This window comes from Acinetobacter sp. 102 (genome assembly GCF_037028485.1).
Classification (GTDB): domain Bacteria; phylum Pseudomonadota; class Gammaproteobacteria; order Pseudomonadales; family Moraxellaceae; genus Acinetobacter; species Acinetobacter higginsii.
In genome coordinates this window covers 1-19498 of sequence record NZ_JAZEZK010000032.1, presented here as the reverse complement: position 1 = coordinate 19498, position 19498 = coordinate 1, and the positions used below count along the sequence as shown (strand labels likewise).

The 19498-nt window shown below is 41.9% G+C and carries 19 protein-coding genes; 6 read left to right on the top strand and 13 right to left on the bottom strand.

What is annotated here, in order from left to right:
* Window position 1 precedes the first annotated feature (1 nt).
* The 5 genes from WA352_RS20935 (at window position 2) to chrA (ending at window position 4490) form a co-directional block, all read left to right on the top strand.
* The gene (locus WA352_RS20935) at window positions 2-823 is read left to right on the top strand and encodes an ABC transporter ATP-binding protein (RefSeq protein ID WP_033133132.1); all 822 of its coding nucleotides are present in this window, start codon (window positions 2-4) and stop codon (window positions 821-823) included.
* Between the two features lie 12 nt (window positions 824-835).
* A complete protein-coding gene (locus WA352_RS20930; protein WP_033133133.1) occupies window positions 836-1828 on the top strand; it encodes a HEAT repeat domain-containing protein in 993 nt (330 codons plus the stop codon).
* Window positions 1818-2105 (top strand): DUF971 domain-containing protein, encoded by a 288-nt coding sequence (locus tag WA352_RS20925; RefSeq protein WP_033133134.1) that lies wholly within the window; start codon window positions 1818-1820, stop codon window positions 2103-2105. The genes WA352_RS20930 and WA352_RS20925 overlap by 11 nt, the downstream gene beginning before the upstream one ends.
* A 106-nt stretch (window positions 2106-2211) precedes the next feature.
* A complete protein-coding gene (locus WA352_RS20920; protein ID WP_033133135.1) occupies window positions 2212-3135 on the top strand; it encodes a chromate resistance protein ChrB domain-containing protein in 924 nt (307 codons plus the stop codon).
* A 2-nt stretch (window positions 3136-3137) separates the two neighbouring features.
* Window positions 3138-4490, top strand: a complete 1353-nt coding sequence (gene chrA / locus WA352_RS20915; protein ID WP_033133136.1) for a chromate efflux transporter — start codon at window positions 3138-3140, stop codon at window positions 4488-4490.
* A gap of 46 nt (window positions 4491-4536) precedes the next feature.
* On the opposite strand, the gene dmeF is transcribed toward chrA, so the two are convergent.
* Window positions 4537-5484 (bottom strand): CDF family Co(II)/Ni(II) efflux transporter DmeF, encoded by a 948-nt coding sequence (gene dmeF / locus WA352_RS20910; protein ID WP_033133137.1) that lies wholly within the window; start codon window positions 5482-5484, stop codon window positions 4537-4539.
* Between the two features lie 56 nt (window positions 5485-5540).
* Between dmeF and WA352_RS20905 the strand changes: the two genes are divergently transcribed.
* The gene (locus WA352_RS20905; RefSeq protein ID WP_004805533.1) at window positions 5541-5807 is read left to right on the top strand and encodes a metal/formaldehyde-sensitive transcriptional repressor; all 267 of its coding nucleotides are present in this window, start codon (window positions 5541-5543) and stop codon (window positions 5805-5807) included.
* Here WA352_RS20905 and WA352_RS20900 read toward each other — a convergent pair.
* The 12 genes from WA352_RS20900 to WA352_RS20845 form a co-directional block, all read right to left on the bottom strand.
* On the bottom strand, window positions 5802-6419 hold the full coding sequence (locus WA352_RS20900) for an ATP-binding cassette domain-containing protein (RefSeq protein ID WP_033133138.1): 618 nt from the start codon (window positions 6417-6419) through the stop codon (window positions 5802-5804). The two genes, WA352_RS20905 and WA352_RS20900, sit on opposite strands and share 6 nt — an antisense overlap.
* Window positions 6416-7111: a molybdate ABC transporter permease subunit gene (modB, locus tag WA352_RS20895; RefSeq protein ID WP_033133139.1), complete on the bottom strand. Its 696-nt coding sequence runs from the start codon at window positions 7109-7111 to the stop codon at window positions 6416-6418. Before modB ends, WA352_RS20900 begins: the two co-directional genes overlap by 4 nt.
* A 4-nt stretch (window positions 7112-7115) precedes the next feature.
* Entirely contained in the window at window positions 7116-7886 is a 771-nt protein-coding gene (gene modA, locus WA352_RS20890; RefSeq protein ID WP_033133140.1) for a molybdate ABC transporter substrate-binding protein, read from the bottom strand.
* A gap of 442 nt (window positions 7887-8328) precedes the next feature.
* A complete protein-coding gene (locus tag WA352_RS20885) occupies window positions 8329-8592 on the bottom strand; it encodes a PAAR domain-containing protein (protein ID WP_004654745.1) in 264 nt (87 codons plus the stop codon).
* A 33-nt stretch (window positions 8593-8625) separates the two neighbouring features.
* A complete protein-coding gene (locus WA352_RS20880; RefSeq protein ID WP_081406941.1) occupies window positions 8626-9399 on the bottom strand; it encodes an OmpA family protein in 774 nt (257 codons plus the stop codon).
* Window positions 9396-10355, bottom strand: coding sequence for a type VI secretion system-associated protein TagF (gene tagF, locus WA352_RS20875; RefSeq protein WP_033133142.1), 960 nt, complete (start codon window positions 10353-10355; stop codon window positions 9396-9398). The genes WA352_RS20880 and tagF overlap by 4 nt, the downstream gene beginning before the upstream one ends.
* A gap of 37 nt (window positions 10356-10392) precedes the next feature.
* Window positions 10393-14214, bottom strand: a complete 3822-nt coding sequence (gene tssM, locus WA352_RS20870; protein ID WP_033133143.1) for a type VI secretion system membrane subunit TssM — start codon at window positions 14212-14214, stop codon at window positions 10393-10395.
* A gap of 28 nt (window positions 14215-14242) precedes the next feature.
* Complete coding sequence (locus WA352_RS20865) at window positions 14243-15667, bottom strand: hypothetical protein (protein WP_033133144.1); 1425 nt, start codon at window positions 15665-15667, stop codon at window positions 14243-14245.
* Entirely contained in the window at window positions 15667-16662 is a 996-nt protein-coding gene (gene tssG, locus WA352_RS20860; protein ID WP_033133145.1) for a type VI secretion system baseplate subunit TssG, read from the bottom strand. The genes WA352_RS20865 and tssG overlap by 1 nt, the downstream gene beginning before the upstream one ends.
* The gene (gene tssF / locus WA352_RS20855; protein WP_033133146.1) at window positions 16626-18434 is read right to left on the bottom strand and encodes a type VI secretion system baseplate subunit TssF; all 1809 of its coding nucleotides are present in this window, start codon (window positions 18432-18434) and stop codon (window positions 16626-16628) included. The genes tssG and tssF overlap by 37 nt, the downstream gene beginning before the upstream one ends.
* Window positions 18435-18446: 12 nt before the next feature.
* Window positions 18447-18923 carry a type VI secretion system baseplate subunit TssE gene (tssE, locus tag WA352_RS20850; RefSeq protein WP_004654759.1) on the bottom strand — a complete coding sequence of 159 codons (477 nt, stop codon included), beginning with the start codon at window positions 18921-18923 and terminating at the stop codon, window positions 18447-18449.
* 77 nt (window positions 18924-19000) lie between these two features.
* A partial coding sequence (locus tag WA352_RS20845; protein ID WP_336143813.1) for an Hcp family type VI secretion system effector occupies window positions 19001-19498 on the bottom strand: 498 nt, incomplete at its 5' end.

Sequence of the window (19498 nt, the reverse complement as noted above, 5' to 3'; positions counted from 1 at the left end):
CATGAATCAATACGGTCATATCCATTTACACAATATCAACCTACACCTTGGGCAAGACAAACAACGCTTTCAAGCCTTGGATCATGTCTCTTTTGATCTTCAGGCGGGTGAGTTTGTGTGTTTGCTTGGGCCATCGGGTTGCGGTAAATCAACTTTACTCGGTGCACTGGCAGGCCATTTGCCGATTAGTTCAGGCACCATGTTGCTGGACCAAAAAGCCATTGAAAAACCTTCTTCTGATCGTGGTTTGGTATTTCAGCAACACACCCTATTTCCATGGAAAAGTGTGCTAGAGAACGTGTGCTTTGGCTTAAAAATGAAAGGCATCTCTAAAGCCCAAAGACGAGAACAAGCCCAACAAATGATTGAACTGGTCGGCTTAAAAAGCTTTGAACATAAATATCCCGCTGAATTATCAGGTGGTATGCAACAACGGGTTGAAATTGCACGGGTGCTGATTAATCAACCGCGTGTATTGCTAATGGATGAACCCTTTGGTGCACTGGATGCGCAAACCCGCTTAAAGATGCAGGAACTGCTGCTTGAAATTTGGCAAAGCGTTCAAACCTCAGTGCTGTTCATTACCCATGATATTGATGAAGCTTTATTTCTGGCAGATCGGGTCTTGATCATGAGCCATCGTCCGGGACGTATTATTGAAGAAATCAAACTGGATTTCCCCCGTCCAAGACATGTTGATCTGGTGACCTCGACTGAATTTACCCAAATCAAGAAACATTGCATTCAGGTATTAAAACACGCTACTCAAGCTGAACTGAGTCGGTTAAACCCCCTCGGCTTAAATCAGAAAGTCGCCGTTTAGGAACAATAAACTATGAATCTAAACTACCCAGTCCTGACGGATATTGATGAGGATTATGCTGATTATCTGTTTCAGCTTAATCAGGATGATGAAAATATCCGCTTTGTCGCAATTATGAATATTGCCGATGAGGAACAAACAGAATTATTGGCTTGGTTACAGCACGCAGTGTTACATGACCCAGCAAGCAAAGTACGTGAGCGAGCTGCTATTCGTTTAGAAGGATGGGAGGATGCGACATCTTTACATACTTTGGCTCAAGCTTTGAGTGATCCACATGAAAATGTGCGTGTTGCAGCAGCACAAAGCTTAAGTGAAATTAAACATGCTGAATCTGCCCATCATCTGGCGACATATTTGCAGCATCATGATGACTTTGTCCTTGCTGCAATTTTGAGAGCAATTAAGGAGCTACGGGCTGAACCGTTATTTGAAGCCATCCTCGAACATGTTCAGCATGGCAATCCCTTAGTACGTAAAGAAGCTGTGAGCACCCTGAGCTGGTTGCAGAAACAGGAAGGCTTAGTAACGCTGGCACAGATCGCACAGCATGATGTTGATAACGAAATCCGTCGTATCGCCACAGGTGGCTTGGCGGCAACTCACACGTCAACAGCCGAAATTTTATCGGCCTTACACAGTTCTCTCACTGCTGAGGCATGGCAACTACGGGTCGAAGCTGCCTTGACCATTGGAAAATTAAAAGTCCTTGAATTAGAACAACCGCTTTTACAGCAACTGGATGATACTTATTGGCAAGTTCGGATTGCTGTTACACGCAGCTTAGGACGCCTTAGATCAAAAGCTGCAATTGCCAAACTCCAAGAAAATTTCCAGCATGACATCAGCAACCTACGCAAAGAAGTCGCGATTGCCTTAGGTGAAATTGGCGGTGAATCAGCTCAGCATATTTTATTACAACATGCCGAAGACCCAGATCCAGAAGTACGTAAATCGATTCGTATTGGACTGGCACTGATTCAGGAGAGACAATATGTCACTTGAACCTCACCAACTGAACGTCGATATCGAACAGCAACGCCTCTTTCTTTCATGGGAGGATGGTACAGAAAAGGAGTTTAGCCATGCTCAGCTGAGAGCCAGCTGCCCTTGTGGGTTTTGTCGAGCAAAGCGTCTACGGCAACAAGATGTTCAATATCCAGATCATGTTGCCATCTCTGCCATCTACTCACAAGGTTATGGGATTCAGATCTGTTTTGATGATGGACATGACAAAGGGATTTTCCCTTGGGCTTTTTTAAAAACGTTGAATTCGTCATGAAACATTCAAATGACTTATGTATAAACCCTCAAACGATATGAAATTTTTAGATTTATAAAATAAAATTTATGTGTAATATATTTAACAAATAAGTTGAGTATATTACATGAAAATAACCTTACTCATTTCATCCCTGCCAACCCAGAACACGACAACGCGTATGCGAGTTTGGAGAGCACTGAAAGCCAGTGGTGCTGCAACACTACGCGATGGTGTTTATGCTTTACCTAAGCAACATTCAGAAAAGTTTGATGCGATTGCTGAGGATTTAATTACAGAAAATGGCAGTGCCTATCTATTTCAGACCATTGCCGCAGAAAATCTGGATCTGATACAGCTATTTAACCGAAAAGAAGAATACGATGCGCTCTATCAACAACTCACACAACTTCGACAGGAGTTAAATCAGACCAATAAAAAAGAGCTTCTTAAACAGATTCGTAAATTACGTAAACAGCTTGATGCATTAATTGAAATTGACTATTTCCCAACCGAGGCAAAGCAGCAAACTATTCGGGAACTGAATGCGGTTGAACAGAGCATTTTACGTTTTGGCGAAACCGATGAACCCCATGCTCTACACAGTGACATTCAAGTACTACGCAAACAGGACTTTCAGAATAGAATTTGGGCCACAAGAAAACGCCCATGGATTGATCGTTTAGCTTCCGCCTGGCTGATCCAAAATTTTATTGATCCTGATGCAACCTTCATTTGGTTAGACACACCCAACGATTGTCCTGCTACAGCCTTGGGTTTTGATTTTGATGGTGCGAGCTTTAGCCATCTTGATCATTGGGTCACGTTTGAAACCTTATTACACAGCTTTGACCTTTATCAACAATCTGCTTTAAAGCATATTGCGGAAATTGTGCATTTTCTCGATGTCGGTGGTGTGGAGCCACCTGAAGCAATCGGGATTGAAAAAGTCATTCAAGGTTTAAGAGCTAAAATTACGGATGATGATCAGTTACTTGAACTTTCCAATTATGTTTTTGATGGCCTATATACCAATTTTTCTCGAGAATAATCATGCAACAAAAACAAAACCATGTACTCGATCAGCCAATACCCGTTGTCCCTTTCTGGCAGGCTTTTTTATTCTGGCTGAAATTAGGATTTATTAGCTTTGGCGGACCCGCTGGACAAATTGCAGTAATGCATCAAGAACTAGTTGAAAATAAACGTTGGATCTCTGAAAAAAGATTCTTACATGCGCTGAATTACTGCATGTTACTCCCTGGTCCTGAGGCACAACAGCTCGCCACATATATTGGTTGGCTCATGCATCGAACTACGGGTGGGCTTGTAGCAGGCATTCTGTTTGTTCTCCCCTCGTTATTTATCCTGATTACCCTGTCATGGATTTATGTGCAGTTTGGTGATGTCCCCATCATTGCAGGCTTGTTTTATGGGATTAAACCTGCGGTCACGGCAATTGTCTTTCATGCGACTTATCGTATTGGCAGTCGCTCATTAAAGAATCCATTTTTATGGGGTATTGCTGCTGCCGCATTTATTGCCATCTTCATGTTTAATGTCCTTTTCCCCCTGATCGTGTTAGCAGCTGCAATATCAGGCTATGTACTGAGTAAGCAAAAGCCCGATTTATTTACGGCTCAGGCTTCCCATCAAAATAACCACAAAAGTTATGGGACCGCCCTGATTGATGATGATACACCGACGCCGGCCCATGCCATTTTCCGCTGGAGCAACCTCGCCAAAATCCTGATCATTGCTGCGTTCCTATGGTTTGTGCCGATGCTGCTTTTGACTCTAGGATTAGGATGGCAACATGCTTATACTCAAATGGCGTGGTTCTTTAGCAAAGCAGCCTTACTGACCTTCGGCGGTGCTTATGCAGTTCTGCCCTACGTGTACCAAGGTGCAGTCAATCATTATGCATGGCTAAGTCCAACCCAAATGATTGATGGTCTGGCACTCGGTGAAAGTACTCCTGGTCCATTGATTATGGTGGTGGCATTTGTTGGTTTTTTGGGTGCTTATAACCATGCTGTATTGGGTGCTGATCAGCTATTTTTAGCAGGCGCAATGGGTGCGGTGATCGTGACTTGGTTTACCTTCTTATTTTCCTTTGTGTTTATTCTGGCAGGTGCACCAATTATCGAATCTACACATAATGAACTGAAATTTACCGCACCACTTACTGCGATTACCGCTGCTGTGGTCGGGGTAATTTTAAATCTGGCCTTATTCTTTAGCTATCATGTGCTCTGGCCAAATGGTTTTGATCATGCTTTTAATTATGAAGCGGCCTTTATTACCATTGCAGCATTGATTGCTTTATTCAAATTTCAGCTCAATGTGTTATATGTAATTTTTGCATCGGCCTTTTGCGGTCTCATTTTATATATTGGTGCATAATTAAATATATCGAGTAGCTCAAAACGCTACTCGATGAAGTTCTAGCTTAAATATGATGAATTTCGACTGAGGCATGCACAATTTCCTCATGAATCGTCAATTCCGCTTTAACCTGATCAGGATTGAGATCAGTCATGGTGGTTTCCAATCCTAAAATACAAGAGAACTTGCCTTTCCCGACCTTCCATACATGTAGATCAGTAATTTCAACCTGTGCAAACTGGGCAATCACCTCACGTATTTCTTCAACCACAGGATGCCCCATTTCAGCATCCAATAGAGTTTTTCCTGTTTCCTGCATCAGCCCCCAAGACCATTTTGCAACCAGTAATGCGCCGACGATCCCAAGCAAAGCATCTAAGAAATTCCAGCCAAAATATTTGGCCGCAAATAAGGCAATAATCGCGAGCACCGAAGTGACAGCATCAGCAACCACATGTAAAAAAGCTGCTTTTTGATTCAAATCATGATGATGATCATGGCCGTGATGATCTGCGTCACCATGAGAGTGATGATGTGAATGATGGTGATGATGCTCATGTCCCCCATCATGTAGTAACCATGCACACATTAGATTGACGATCAGCCCCACAATCGCAATGGGAATTGCTTCATTAAAATGAATGGTGACAGGATTAAATAAACGCTCAAGTGACTGAATCCCCATCAACAGTGCCACCACCATCAGTAAAATCGCACTGCTATACCCTGCCAAGATTTCAATTTTCCATGTACCGAAGCTAAAGCGTTGATCCTGTGCATAATGTCGCGCCATACGATAGGCAAAATAAGCCAGTCCCAAGGCCAGCATATGTGAACTCATGTGCCAACCATCGGCAAGTAAAGCCATTGAATTAAAAAACCAGCCGCCCAGAATTTCCAAGACCATCATCACTGCGGTCAGAATGGTGGCAATTAAAATTCTTTTTTGAGCCAAGGGATTTCCTTGATCAAACTGATGAGAATGACGTCGTTCTAGGTTACTATGCTGCATTTATTTTAGTCTTCCAATATACTCCCCCTAGTATATATTTTTTTAGGAAAAAAAGTATGTCTCACCTCCATCAAGATAAGAAAATTTTAAATCGTCTTAAGCGGATTCAAGGACAGTTCGCAGCAGTCGAGAAATCAATCACAAATCCTGACAGTTCTTGCATAGAAGTTCTACAGCAGGTAGCAGCAGTCAAAGGTGCGGTAAATGGTTTAATGAACCAATTGATCGAACAACACCTAAAAGAACATGTATTAAAAGGTGCTGATCATGTCGATGAGGAAGAAGTCGAAAAGTTTTTCACCTTATTACAACGCTATCTATAAATACCAAATGGTGTCACTCAATTGTTCAAGCTCGGAATGATCATGACTCACATACAACATTGGGATCTTGATTTCCTGTTTAACGCGTTGAAAAAATGGAATGATCTCGGCTTTATGCGCGGTATCCAGTGCAGACAGTGGCTCATCTAAAAGCAGCAATTGTGGCGAGTACAGTAAGGCTCGTCCTAAAGCCACTCGCTGTTTTTCTCCCCCAGAGAGCTTAATCGGCATACGTTCCAGCAAATGCGCCAATTTCAGCAACTCTACAATATAGTCCACTTCGAACTGACGTTGTTGTGGCGTAATATGCTTAAAACCAAACAGTAAATTCTGTTTGACATTTTTATGTGGGAACAATTGCGCATCCTGAAAGACCAAACCAACACGGCGCTGTTGCGTACTGAGATGAATATTCTGACCTTGATCGAACCAAGTCTGATGCTGAATTTTAATCCAGCCCGATTGAGGTCGGATTAAGCCTGCAATGCTGTGTAATATGGAGGTTTTCCCCGAACCTGAAGCCCCAAATAAACCAATCACCGACTGATCAGATTGAAAGCGTTGATCCAGACAAAATTGCCCTTGCTGTAGCTGTATATGACAATCAATCATGTTGAATATCCACGCTTATTTCTCTGATAACGATTGAACCACTGCGCAAACCATAAGGCAAAGAATGCCACCGATAAAGACAGGATAATCAATCGCCATACCGCGGCTTCGGTATCGGGTTGCTGCATCAAACTATACATTGCCAACGGTAAAGTACGGGTTTCGCCAGCAATATTGCCAACAAAGGTAATCGTTGCACCAAACTCACCTAAACTTCGGCAAAAACATAAAATAGCACCGACCAAAATACCACTACTGGCGAGCGGTAATGTCACCTGCATAAACGCCCCAAAGGAAGATGCACCCAAGGTTTTCGCTGCCAGCTCCAAGCGTTGATCGACCAGTTCAATCGCCAACCGAATCGATTGTACCAATAAAGGAAAGCCCATCACCGCGGATGCCAATACCGCGCCTTTCCAGTTAAAAGCAAACTCTAAACCCAGCGGGGCAAGATATTGCCCCAACAGTCCCCGACTACCAAACAATTGCAGCAATAAGTAGCCGGGCACGACAGGTGGCAAAACCAAAGGTAAGAACACCAAGGTCTCAAATAGTGACTTTCCCCAAAAATCTTTGCGGGCCAATACCCAAGCCACTAAAGTTGCAGGAATTAAGCTAAACACCAGACACGCTGCTGCCACTTTGCAGGACAGCTTGAGAACTTCAATTTCTTCAGGGCTTAAGATCATCATTTAGTTACTGCAACACGCTAAACCCATATTTTTTAAATATCGTTTTTGCCTGTCCGCTTTGTAGAAATTTATAGAATTTGACCGATTCCGCATTCTTCTTGGTTAAACCCACGGGATAAATAATTGGTGGATGCGTATTTTCGGGAAAGATACCCGCCACAACCACATCTTTGCTGATGGCAGCATCCGTCGCATACACAATCCCCACCTGACACTCACCACGCGCTACAAAGTTTAAGGCAGCACGTACATCTTCCGTTTCAACCAATCGTGGTTGAACTTTGTCCCACCACCCTAGTGAGGTCAACGCCTGTTTAGCATATTTCCCGACGGGTACGCTCTTGGTGTCCCCAGTACACAGCTTGCCTTGAATCACTTGAGTTGGATCAAAACTTTTATCCATTTTTAATTTAATCGGACGCTCTTTAGGCGTAATGACAACCAGTCGATTGCCCAGTAAATTCATGCGATCAGTTGGCGCAACCAACTGTTTATTCTGTAAATAGTCCATCCATTGCACATCGGCTGACATAAACACATCAGCAGGCGCCCCCGCCTCAATTTGCTTGGCTAAGGTTGAAGACCCTGCATAAGAGGTTTTGACCTCAATTTTATTTTTTTGCTCATAGATTGCATCGAGTTCATTCACTACATTGGTTAAGCTTGCCGCTGCGTACACTGTAATTGCGTCCGCGGCTACTGCGTGGGTCTGCATCAATAAACTCGCCCCGAAAGCGGCAGCACAGAGATAGGTTTTTTTCATCATTGTTGGCATTGTTTTGTCCTCGAATTTCGATATGTTTTTAAAAATATATCGCTTAATAAAGATACACTAAAAATAACAATTCGCCAGTGTTGTTATCCTTAATCCATCATCTGCGTATTTAGAACCTCAATGATCTAATCATATGTACCATGATCATCATTTGGTGCAAAAAATCAGTGTTTCACCAATTTAGTGCATCTCCATATAAATTCCGACATAAGCGATCAATCAAACATTCACTCAATCGTTATTTACCGAAAAATATAGCGATTAGCCATATTTTGCTTTCCAAAATAAAAAAACGCCTATCCAAACACCAACCAAATGATGCTGAATAGACGCCTTTGTCTATTTCTAAAGATAGCCTAGATCGCTACCCTATTGCTGTTTTAGCAAAAGATATGCCAAATGATTTTTAAGCTTTTACGAGATTTGAAGCTTAAACCATGCCTTAACCTCTAACGGCTAAGTTCTGTTTCGGCAATAATTTACAGCCACAAGATAATGGGTCATTCACTCTAGCGGCGGCTTTACCCATCACTTGCATATTCGGATCACCAGCGACTATCGTCGCCACAGTTTTATGTTTTGGACAAGTAGCCTTATCCCCAACACAAGCAATCGGAATACCTTCTATGAGAAAGCTGCTATTTCCACTGATGACCTGCCCACCACCTGTGGTTGGGCAACCAACAACAATATACGGTGTTGCCATAATCACATCCCTCACATTTGGATTTATGAATGATTAAAGTACTTCAAATTCAATGCGGCGGTTTTTCTTACGACCGTCTGCAGTCGCATTATCTGCAACAGGTTGACTTGAACCTTTACCTTCGGTATTTAAACGATCTGCAGCAATACTTTTACTGACTAAGTAACTTTGTACCGCTGCAGCACGTTGCTGACTTAATACCGTATTCTTATTGGCATCACCAGAGCTATCGGTATGCCCAATAATTTTGACTTTCTTGCCACCCACCTTATTTAACGCCACTGCCATTTCATCCAGAATCTGTTGTCCTGCCGCAGTCAAAATGGCACTACCTGATTCAAATTCAATGATTCGGTTCTTCAAAGCATCGTCAATGATTTTTTGCTCGGCCTGATTCACTGAAAGTTGTGCATTGAATCGATACGGTTGTTGGACCAAAGCCTGAAAACTGCTGGTGGTCGGCTGAATCTGATTTGGGTCGGTCATTTTACCGGTTAAATCGACCTGAGTTCCTTTCACTCTCAGTTGCCCTTGTGAAATCTTCTTTAGATCAGGAGTGATGACACGGGTCACTGAATCACTCCAGCCGCTCGGCGCTGAAACTGGGCGCACCTGAATTTTGTCCACGACTTGATCTGCACCATAAACAGACTGCATTTTGACCAAGATTGCCTGCTTGCTCTCCTCATTGGGCACTACACCCTCCACCACAATCGGTGCAGCGTGGACTAGATGGCTTTGACCTATAACACATAAGCCAAACAGTAAACTTGCCCAGATAGATTTCGGATTATTTCTCATATTCATTCATCTAAAAAAGTTTGTCTGAACAGCTTCAAACCTTGGTTAAGGCTCAACTGACGCTGACAAAGTGATTGTTCGAGTGTAGCAAGGCCTGCATTCTGCTCCAGATAGGCATCAATCCATTGTGCTTGGATTAAGGATACCCAGTGCTCGCTCTGCATGTTTTGAGTAAAAATATCGCTGAGCGCCATGATATCCGCGCCTTGAAAACCAATGAACAATATCGGCTCCTCACGATGCAAGATGCCAATCAGGATTTCAGTATTATTGATGCCTAAGAAGCGTCCAATCATCCCGACCCAAAACGCTGCGATTTCATAGCAGTACATCGCGTTATTGATCGGTAGGATCAGCACCTTATTCAAACGACTGGTACCATTTTTTAAGATTGGTTGCAGTAAAAGTCCCAATCCGATCATGCTCTGTGCCAGTTCATAGACATTGATTTTCATCAATTGGGCAAAGGAATGCATGGTGTGATTTTCATAAAAACCATTACATTCTTCGGCAGTGAAAATCTGAACCACATTCGGTAGGTTATTCAGCTTTTCCAGCATAATATTGGTATCACGAATACTACGTAATACCCGATTGCGCTGAAATAAATCGACCAAAACTGACTTATAGTAAAACGGCGCCAATAATAAATTTTGATAAGGCTGCTCAACTTCAAGCAATTGACTCAATACCATCGGAAATGCGCGCCCAGAGCTGTCTTGGCTGGCAATTAAATTGGCAGCCAAAAACATCGACTCGGCAGGATTGGCAATAAAAAAATCCAAAGAAGGCAAAGACTCATAACGCTGCTTAAACTCAGGGACGCGCATGGCATGTTCAAGTGCTTCTGTAATCCACTGATCAAGTACCTGGATTAATGCGTATTGCCCTTTGGATTTCAGAAAGTCACCACGAGCGGGTGTCTTTCCGTAGTACAAAGCTGTCGTTTTTACTTGTTGCATCCAAGCACCTCCTGCTGTTCCCTGATCATCCCTAACATTACGGCGTTACTCCTGGCTGGGCAGGCGCTGGCGTTTGTGGTTTTGGAGCGACAGCTGCTACAGCCCCCGCAGGTGTCGCTTGCGCAGAGACCACACGTACCGCTTTCTCTGTCACCACTTTATCCACCAGTTGCAAGCCTGCATAACCACGGCTAGAGCCAATACTGCCTGAGCTATTACCACTAATGAGTCGGAAATTCACTTTCAGTGTTAAAGATGGTTCAGCTTTGCTGGTCCATGTCATTTCAAAACTACCATTTTGTTCTTTACGCTGCGCTGCATCGATCAAACGGTTAATCCCATATTCACCTGGCTCTTCAAAAATCGTATGGGTTTTGCCTTCCAAATCAACTGCCGTGATGCGTGCGCCTGGAACTGCTCCCTGATTTGGCCAAACAAAGTTCACCCATTGTTGAACTCCATTTTCAAACACCATGCGCTGACCATCAATATCAATGGTATACGATAGGTATTGCGGGTTCGGTAATGGATAGAACTGGAAGTTGGACTGATTGGATACAGGTGCAGCCGCAGGTTGATCGAGGCTGCCTGTTGCCATGCCATTGATCGGTGCCACATATTGCTGGAATGCCACCACAAATTGTGGATTTAGGCTAATGCCTAAGTCTTTCCATGTTTTCGAGGTCAAGACATAACCACGGCGAATCACAAATGGATCTAAAGCTTCTTTTACAAAGCGTGCAATGCTACCGGTCTCACCAAAGATTTGACCAATTTCACTACTGGTGGCCTGTAAAGTCACACCCGAATTAAATGGATATTTCTGGCTCAAATTGGTTTTAAATGGTTGATACGCTTGAATACCCCACAATTTATTCAACTCATCCTGAGTCGGCACAATCAAGCTAGCAAATGATTGTGTCAGTGGTGTCATCAACAATTTTTGTAATACCTGTTGATCGGTGTCTTTCAGACCCACCATCATCTTTTCATCCACATATTTCTGTGTGGTATTAAAGACTGAAGTTTGATCATTAATAGTCTGTTTCACCAAAGCCATAGCACTTGGACCAATCTCACCTGCTGTTTTCAGATCATTGAACTTACTACGCACTTGGGCAAGATTATTCATGTACTCATCGAATAAGGACTTATCTTGTAAATCATCGCGCTTGCGTACCAATTGATAGAACATTTGATATTCTTGCGAAATTGCACCTTGGGCACGATCCATCGCTTGAGCCGCTGCTCTATCATCTGAATTGTTTAGAACTTTACGTTTAAACCAAGCGACAAAGCCTTTTTCAGGAACAGCCAGTTCAGCCTGTACAATTGGATTATCCCAGTTGGTTTCAATTGCAATGCGTTGTAATAAAGTACGAATTGGTGAATTTTGTGGTTCGCCTAAAACATCAATACTCTTCACTTGCTGAGCAAATTGATCGTTTTTGGCATAATAAATGCCGTTCAGGAATTTTTTCCATTCCGCCACATATTCTTGCTTATACAATGCGACCAATTGTTTGCGGATTTGTTCTGGGCTACCAGAGAAGGTTAAATCATCCGATTGACGACTATTCAATACCCAATCTTTGCTGTCTGTTGGCTTATTCGCAGCTTCATCAATTGCCTTTTCAACATACTCATCCCATGCCTTTTGCGTAAACACACCCGGTAATGCATAGCTACCTAAAACAATGGCACGGTTTTGTTCACCCACAATTTGCCCAACCGTGACTGCTGGGAAGCGTACCGCTGCACGCATCTTAATCTCGTTATAGACACGGTCACGTGCGGGCATACCACGAATCACTGACAATAAAACTTGACGGGTTTGATCGACCACTTGGGCATCGGTTTCAAGTACAGGGAAGCCGTCTTGATTGGCCAAAGTCATGGTATAAGAAAGGATCTTCTCTGCATCCTGAATCATCTCACCACGCGGCATTTGTCCACGATTGGCATCCAGCCAAGAACGCCAGAAACGAGACACTTGATCACTTAAATGACTGGTATCCATATATTCATGGTTACTCATCATCAAATAGGCTTTTAATGCGTTATAAGCATCTTGTGGATTGCTATCCGAAGGCTCTAAATACTGCTGTGTTTTCGCAACTTGTTTGATTTCAACATTGACGTGATTGGCTTTTAAAGTTGCCTCGTTGTTTTTAACACGCTGTAAATATTGCGCAATATTTTGCTGTGTCGGGGTCAGAACAATTTGCTTGATCCCTTTCAAATACTCGGCTTTTAAGCTCTCGCGTAATTGATTGCCTTGGTAAAGGCCAAAGCTGAATTTAAGCGGGCGATGCTCATCAAACTCATCCAGCTGTTGCAAGCGTTCTTGCAGAATCAATAAGGCTTCGAGTTGAGTGGATAATTGCTGCCCAGAGGTTTTTTCCAGATGCACCACTTTATCTAAGTCAGCCTGTACATCCGCAATCAACTGCTGGTTATTGCGATATGACCAGACCCAAACGCCCAAGACCAAAGAAACCCCAACCAATGCCGCAATAAAGCCAATATAACGCTGGCGTTTTTTGGCAGGATTGATGTGCTGTTTCACCAGATCTTTATCTCGTAAAATCACATTAGAGAATAGACCTTGTAAGAAATAACCATGGTTGGGTGCAAGCGAAGCATTTACGCTGTCTTGTCCATTGCCCTGAACTTGCTGCAGTTGAAACTCTTGCGCAATGTTCTCCGTCATTGGGCTTTCAATCACACCTTCTTGTAAGGCACTGGTAAAATAGAAACCACGGAAAATCGGTTGGAACTGGTATGGGTTATCTTCAAATAATGTGCCGACAAAACTTTTTAGCGCAGGTTTGAGTGTTTTAAATTCCAATGGGAAGGTCATGACACTTGGCGAAATATTCTGCGAATGGCGACGACTTAAATGCGTAGTACTGACACTTTTTAAACCGTCATAAAGAATGCTGTAATGTTTTTCGAATAATTCCACTGCATTCTGGGACGAGTTCTGCTCATAAGGTAAGGTTGCACCCCATGCCTGATTATATTCTTGCGACTCATAGCAATCAAAAAACTCCGTAAAGCCTGCAATCAAGTCCATTTTAGAAAAGACCAGATAAACAGGAACCACGACCTCAAGTTTTTCCGTTAAGTCTTGAATTCGAGCGCGCAGATTTTTGGCTAATTTTATTGAGTTCTCAGGACTCTGGCTGATCAATTCAGCAATACTAACAATCAGGACCAAACCATTAACAGGTGCTTTGGAACGATTTTTCTTTAAAATATTTAAAAAGCCCAACCATTCAGAATGATCTTCGGAATAAACCGAATAACGCCCTGCGGTATCCAGTAAAATCCCTTCTGTAGAAAAAAACCAATCACAGTTTCGTGTTCCACTTAAACCTGCTGAAACCATTTTCTGATGGGTTTCTTCAAAGGGAAACTTCAAACCAGAATTATAGATCGCAGAACTTTTACCCGCAGCTGGATTACCAATCACCATATACCAAGGTAATTCGTACAATGCAGCATTGCCCTTTTTATCACCCAATTTAGATTTACGAATCAATTGAATTGATTCTTTCATCTGCTGCTGAATTAACTGTAGCTCGGCTTTGTCTTTGTGTTGACCATATTCAGCTTGGCTGTCTTGCTCAATCGCATTGGCCAGTTCTTCACCTTGTTCAGCGTGGCGTTTTCTTTGAATCAGCCAATAGATACCATAGACGATTAAACCCAATACATAGGTCGCTGCCAATGCCCAAAAGATATGCCGAGGAATAGACGAGTATGAAGAAATCAGTGCCACGAATAAGGATAAAGCAATAATAGCTTTAGGATTCGTGATGTACTGCCACAGATAACCTAAAATGATATACATTGAGTTCTCGAATTCTTAATAAAGTTAATTAATCAGCAATTGCTACACTTTCCTGATCTGGTGTGATCTCAGGAACAGCTTGGATAAATGCTTGTAAATTTTGTCCATAAACAAAGGCAACCTCTGACTCAGAAAAATGTGCCCCCAACATTAATCCAAACAGTTTTGCCACGTTTTGGGTGTGTCCAAAAATAGGTTTGCAGTACAAATAATGGTGTGCCTCGACTGGACTTTGCTTAAAAAACTGTTCCAATTTTTTGGACACCTTGACATCAGCACCATCCTCAACCACCAATACAAAAGGTTCTTCAGCCTGATACTGGGGTAAATCATCAATTCCCAGCTCTTTGAAAATTTGATCGATATTATTTTGATTACTGACCAGCTTAAAGGTCTTCTCGGGTTGTAACTGTTCTAGCTGCACCGCAAGATTCGCCAGACAACTACTGCTTACAAATTCCGCAGGAATATAAGCACTTGCTCCCCAAGATTTTTCATCAATAATTTCTTGATCAATTTCTGAATCTGCCGCAATGATCAATGAAATTTCATGGGCTTGGTTTTGAATCCGCTCAAGCAACTCCAGCAGATGTTGCTCAGTCGATGCCGCACTGAGGTAGTGATATTCAATATGGAACTTTTGGGGAATGATGCCAAGATCGTAAAAAATGGCCTGAATACTTTCATTGCTACTCAGGTCATTCCAGGTATGCACCACATCTTCAGACAATAAAATGTGCAGATTTAACTTATCCAAACGATAGACCTGTTCCACCTGAATCGATTCATGCGCTTCATCATCCGAAAAGCCTGGATCAATCCACGCAGGGTGCATCCGGTATTCATGTAGGTTTTGACTTTCATAAAACAAACTAGACCGCTTTAAGTGGTCTGAAATCGAAGCCAAAAGTTCCGTGTGCTGTTCAATTTGTTGATGGATCAGCGCCATGATGCGTTGCTGTCGAACCGACAAGAACTGCAATTCCTCATCATCCTCGCTTTGGACCTGTTGATCTAAGTCTGCAATGCGATAAGAAAGAATAGGGATGCCATGAAAATTCACCAGATCCTGATCTAACTGGGGACTGGTAAACTGCTTGATTCCCTCCAAAATCGAATCATTTTCACCCAGTGCACTATATGCGCCTGCCGCATAAAGATTCAGTGTTAACCACTTACTCTCCAGTACAATCGGCTGTGACTCGGTTGAGCTCTGCTCTGCATTTTGTTCAGCCTGCAAAGCGTGTTGCTTTTTTTCTTTATAATGTTGATATGCCTTATAGATCAGCCAAGGTGACAGTAACACCAAGGTCATCACGACTGGCAAAATCAGGAAATAATTAATTAAATCGGCAGATTCTGGTTGGTATTGAATATCACGCCAGTAATAAACCACCACCAAGCCGACCAAGATAAAACAACTGATGAGTGTGGCTAAAATTTTCTTCACCATTATGCGGCTCCTAAAAGTGCATAACGTGTTTCCGTGTTATGTTGTAATTGTTCGGATGGCATTAAAAATGCCCCTTGGCCCAGACCTACCTGATGCCCAGAATTCAAACAGATTGGATTGATTTCACGTTTATCCAAAATCAAACGTACATCAATAAACAGTGTTGGGCTGCACCATGTCTGGATCAAGTGCTTTAACTTTTTATTCAAAGGCTGATCAGGTAGAAAAGCTAAATATTGTTCTCTAGGTAATGGCCCAATTTGAATCTCGATTTTGCCATCAATTTGCTGGACCGTATCGCCACAGAAGGTATTCACACCCAGTAGGCTTGGATTGCTACCGCCTAGGCTGGTCTTCTGTTCATCAGCCAGATGAAAGGTTTCTTTGACAAATTCTTGGATCTGAACCTGTTGATTAAACACACATGACAACACTGTTTTTAACGCATGCGCGGTATTGTTTTGCCCCTGCATCAAACCAGAAAATTCGGCAAAATACTCATCTAGATCTTGTTGTTGATGCTGAGAACGAATATAGCCATTTAAGGCATGCAGAATGTCCAGATAATGATTGTCTTGTTCAATCTCATAACGCACTGCCAAGTTATAGGCTAAGCTGGCATCAACATATTTGGCCGTCAGCTTATGATTGAACAGACCTAAAAACTCTTTAATCTCGAGTCGCTGCTGTCGGCTACTTTGTTTTAATTTATTGGTATAAGTATAAGGCAGCGCCCCTTGTGTTCCTGTGAGTCCTACCACCAGATTGGTTAAATAGACACGCTGATCTTGATAACTGAGTTCTTCAATTTCAGTCGCAGGGAAACTTAAACTAAATGAGGTGCCAAATTTAAAATCTTCAGACCAACCCTGTACTTGAGATGCCTGTGGATGATGGCGTAACAAGCGTGTGGATTGAATAAATTCAAATGAACCTGACTTTTTAAAAACTTGGTCGACTACAGAAGAGTCTTGCCACCAACGTTCTGTACGCATTGGTATATCTCCTGCTGGTTAAGACTGTCTTTGACGACCACATCAACAAAACTATTGATTTGAACCTTTAAATTGAAAATATGGCTTAATAACTGGCTAAAAATATAGAGACTATGTCCACGGAAAACGCTCTTATTCACCGAGAGCTCAGCCTTAACCCCACGAATAAACATCGGGAAAGGTTTTGCATTCATCAATTTATTGGTGGTTGAGAAGTTGAGCTGTTTCAATGCATCAATCAACAAAATGTTTTCTTTGGAATGCGGTAAGTTATATAAAGCCAAAAGCTCCTTCACATGACTCAGTGCATCCCCTTTCATCAATGCCAAGGTATTCAACGAAAGATGCGAAATAATGCGCCATTGCTCATTGCTGTTTTTATCAAAATGAAAAGGCGATGTCGGACGCTTTAAAATCAAGGCACGTCTTGCCAAACTACTGTCATTTAAATTCAGAATATTATTGCTCTGACTTAATGCTTCATGTGGCAAATCACCATTGGAGCACAGCAACCGCGTACTAATAAAATCGGATTTGATTTCATAAGGTTTCAAATGCTTGGAAACAATCGAATAACCCATTTGCATGATTTTCGTCTGCGAAGGCAGATAATTTAAAGAATAGAAAAATTGAACCTTATCATTGTGATAATGACTCATTGCAAAAAAAGGCAATACAGGAAGATGCGTTTGCTCTTGATTGGTCTTTTCACGCACCATATTCATCTCAAGGATAGAATAGACTTGATACAACTCAGGATGATGCGCATCCGTGACCAATGGATATTGTAATTGGGTATGTGAAATCTTTTGCGGTTCGGCCTGCTTTTCAAACAGATTAATTGCCGGTGTGGTAAATAATTTAAAGTTGGCTATATTGAGCTCGGAATAATTACGGACCACGGCTTGATCATTCAAATTAAGTTTGAGATGGATCAAAATTTCAAAGCTGTTGTGCTGCTGCAATAATCCTTTGAGGACACTCAAATCCAAATTTAAGTAATTAAACTTCTCAGGGAAACAAAAATATTCCATCAATAAACGATAGGCATGATGGGTATGCTGATCAATCGGCAATAAACTTTCTTGTTCACTAAAGCCCATCACCTCAAAAGGATTACTTACCTCAATGACGCGCTGCCCTACCCGAATTGCAAAACCCGTATCTTTACGGAAAATACTATCCAAAACTTGCAGTGGAAAATTTGAAATAGCATCTAAATAGATCGGTAATTTTTCATCCAAAATCCATTGTTGGGCATCATTAAAGATTTCAAATTTCAAACTCAAGGTCGCATTTTGATTCAAATGCATATGCGTGCTAGGCGAAGTTTGAAACTCCAAATGCGTCAATGCGATCGGTAATAATCGAACCTCATTACTGGTGTTAAACTCGCATTGCACGCCTTTAAAACTACGTGACTTCAACGCTGTTTTTTGTGGAATCAAATGTACTGCAGTTAATTGTTTAAGTTTATTGGTATCTTCAAAACTGACCACAGTACAGGCTGGAAAATGACGCAAATATTGCGGGAACATCACCTCAAATAAAGAATGAGTAAACAGCTCATAGCTATCGGCTAATTTTTTATCAATACGCGCAGCAATCAGGGAAAAGGCCTGAATTAAGCGTTCAATATGCGGGTCATCAATTTGTTCTTGGTTGAGTGATAGACGTTGCGCAATCTTTGGATATTTCTGCGCGAACTCTCGAGATTGTTGACCGAATTCTTGTAGTTGTTTTTCATAATACGGTAAAAGTTGCTCTATCACTGTTCGCTCACACTAAGTTCTGGCAGAAATAACATATTGTTGTGTTGTTGGTTTGAGTAAAGCATCGAAAAAAACAGGTTCATATAAGGGGTGGATATTTAAGTAAGCCTGAATACTTAAACATAGCGATCCCATATTATGCCCATCTAATAGCATCTCAACTTTGATCTGCCGCAATCTTGGCTCATGTGCTGCAATAGACTGCTCAATCGATTGACAAATTTTATCTCGATCCAATGGATTCGCCGTCGACAAGCCTACGAAATCGATAATTCCGAACTGCAAAATTGATTTTTTTGCCAGCGGAAATTCATCCATATCTCGATCAAATTGTGCGATCCGACTATTCAACAAGTCTTCCAAATCACGAGCAACAGACTCTCGTAACTGCTGAATCGACATCCCTCTTAAATAATCTTCTTGCTCTGGTACTAAACGATCAAATAATGTTGATCTGAATCCATAAGGATATAGATGATCTAAATTCATTTTTATAAGAACAGCATCTTGGAAAAATAGAGGCTAATAGGCACCTATTAACCTCTATCAGAAAATCACGATACTGATTACGCAGCGTATGAAGCTGTGTTATTAGAAAGTGACCATTTCTTAGTAACAGCACCTTTCGCAGTACCGTTAATGTCTTGTTGGTTATAAGTCCACTCAACAGCAGCGTATTTCAAACCAAATGTTTCTGTTGGAACACCTTCTTCGTTTACAGTCGGCGTTACGCTAGAAACAAGAACGTGTTTCAATTTGATTTGTAAGTATTTGATGCGCTTATCACCATTTGCACGGTAGTAATCGATCTGTACTTCATCAAATGTATAACCTGCAGAACAAGCTTCCCAAAGTTTAGGACTAGTTGCATCCAAATCTTTAACGAAGATCATGTCTGAGTGCTCAACACGTTCAGCAGTATGGCCACCTACGCTACTAGAAGTCGCAGATTTAGGTTGACGAATGTTATGAGACCAAGAGTTAACTTCTAGCCAACCTTTGTGTTCAGAATCGCGAGATTCTCCGTCTACCTTGTACTTACCACGAAACTCAACATATATATC

What these genes read in the sequence shown, in the direction of transcription:
- WA352_RS20935 (WP_033133132.1), top strand. Translation starts at nt 2, where the DNA reads ATGAATCAATACGGTCATATCCATTTACACAATATCAACCTACACCTT.
- dmeF (WP_033133137.1), bottom strand. Translation starts at nt 5,484, where the DNA reads ATGCAGCATAGTAACCTAGAACGACGTCATTCTCATCAGTTTGATCAA.
- tagF (WP_033133142.1), bottom strand. Translation starts at nt 10,355, where the DNA reads ATGCAACAAGTAAAAACGACAGCTTTGTACTACGGAAAGACACCCGCT.
- WA352_RS20930 (WP_033133133.1), top strand. Translation starts at nt 836, where the DNA reads ATGAATCTAAACTACCCAGTCCTGACGGATATTGATGAGGATTATGCT.
- WA352_RS20900 (WP_033133138.1), bottom strand. Translation starts at nt 6,419, where the DNA reads ATGATTGATTGTCATATACAGCTACAGCAAGGGCAATTTTGTCTGGAT.
- WA352_RS20925 (WP_033133134.1), top strand. Translation starts at nt 1,818, where the DNA reads ATGTCACTTGAACCTCACCAACTGAACGTCGATATCGAACAGCAACGC.
- WA352_RS20865 (WP_033133144.1), bottom strand. Translation starts at nt 15,667, where the DNA reads ATGGTGAAGAAAATTTTAGCCACACTCATCAGTTGTTTTATCTTGGTC.
- modA (WP_033133140.1), bottom strand. Translation starts at nt 7,886, where the DNA reads ATGCCAACAATGATGAAAAAAACCTATCTCTGTGCTGCCGCTTTCGGG.
- modB (WP_033133139.1), bottom strand. Translation starts at nt 7,111, where the DNA reads ATGATGATCTTAAGCCCTGAAGAAATTGAAGTTCTCAAGCTGTCCTGC.
- tssM (WP_033133143.1), bottom strand. Translation starts at nt 14,214, where the DNA reads ATGTATATCATTTTAGGTTATCTGTGGCAGTACATCACGAATCCTAAA.
- chrA (WP_033133136.1), top strand. Translation starts at nt 3,138, where the DNA reads ATGCAACAAAAACAAAACCATGTACTCGATCAGCCAATACCCGTTGTC.
- WA352_RS20880 (WP_081406941.1), bottom strand. Translation starts at nt 9,399, where the DNA reads ATGAATATGAGAAATAATCCGAAATCTATCTGGGCAAGTTTACTGTTT.
- WA352_RS20885 (WP_004654745.1), bottom strand. Translation starts at nt 8,592, where the DNA reads ATGGCAACACCGTATATTGTTGTTGGTTGCCCAACCACAGGTGGTGGG.
- WA352_RS20920 (WP_033133135.1), top strand. Translation starts at nt 2,212, where the DNA reads ATGAAAATAACCTTACTCATTTCATCCCTGCCAACCCAGAACACGACA.
- WA352_RS20905 (WP_004805533.1), top strand. Translation starts at nt 5,541, where the DNA reads ATGTCTCACCTCCATCAAGATAAGAAAATTTTAAATCGTCTTAAGCGG.
- tssG (WP_033133145.1), bottom strand. Translation starts at nt 16,662, where the DNA reads ATGCGTACAGAACGTTGGTGGCAAGACTCTTCTGTAGTCGACCAAGTT.
- tssE (WP_004654759.1), bottom strand. Translation starts at nt 18,923, where the DNA reads ATGAATTTAGATCATCTATATCCTTATGGATTCAGATCAACATTATTT.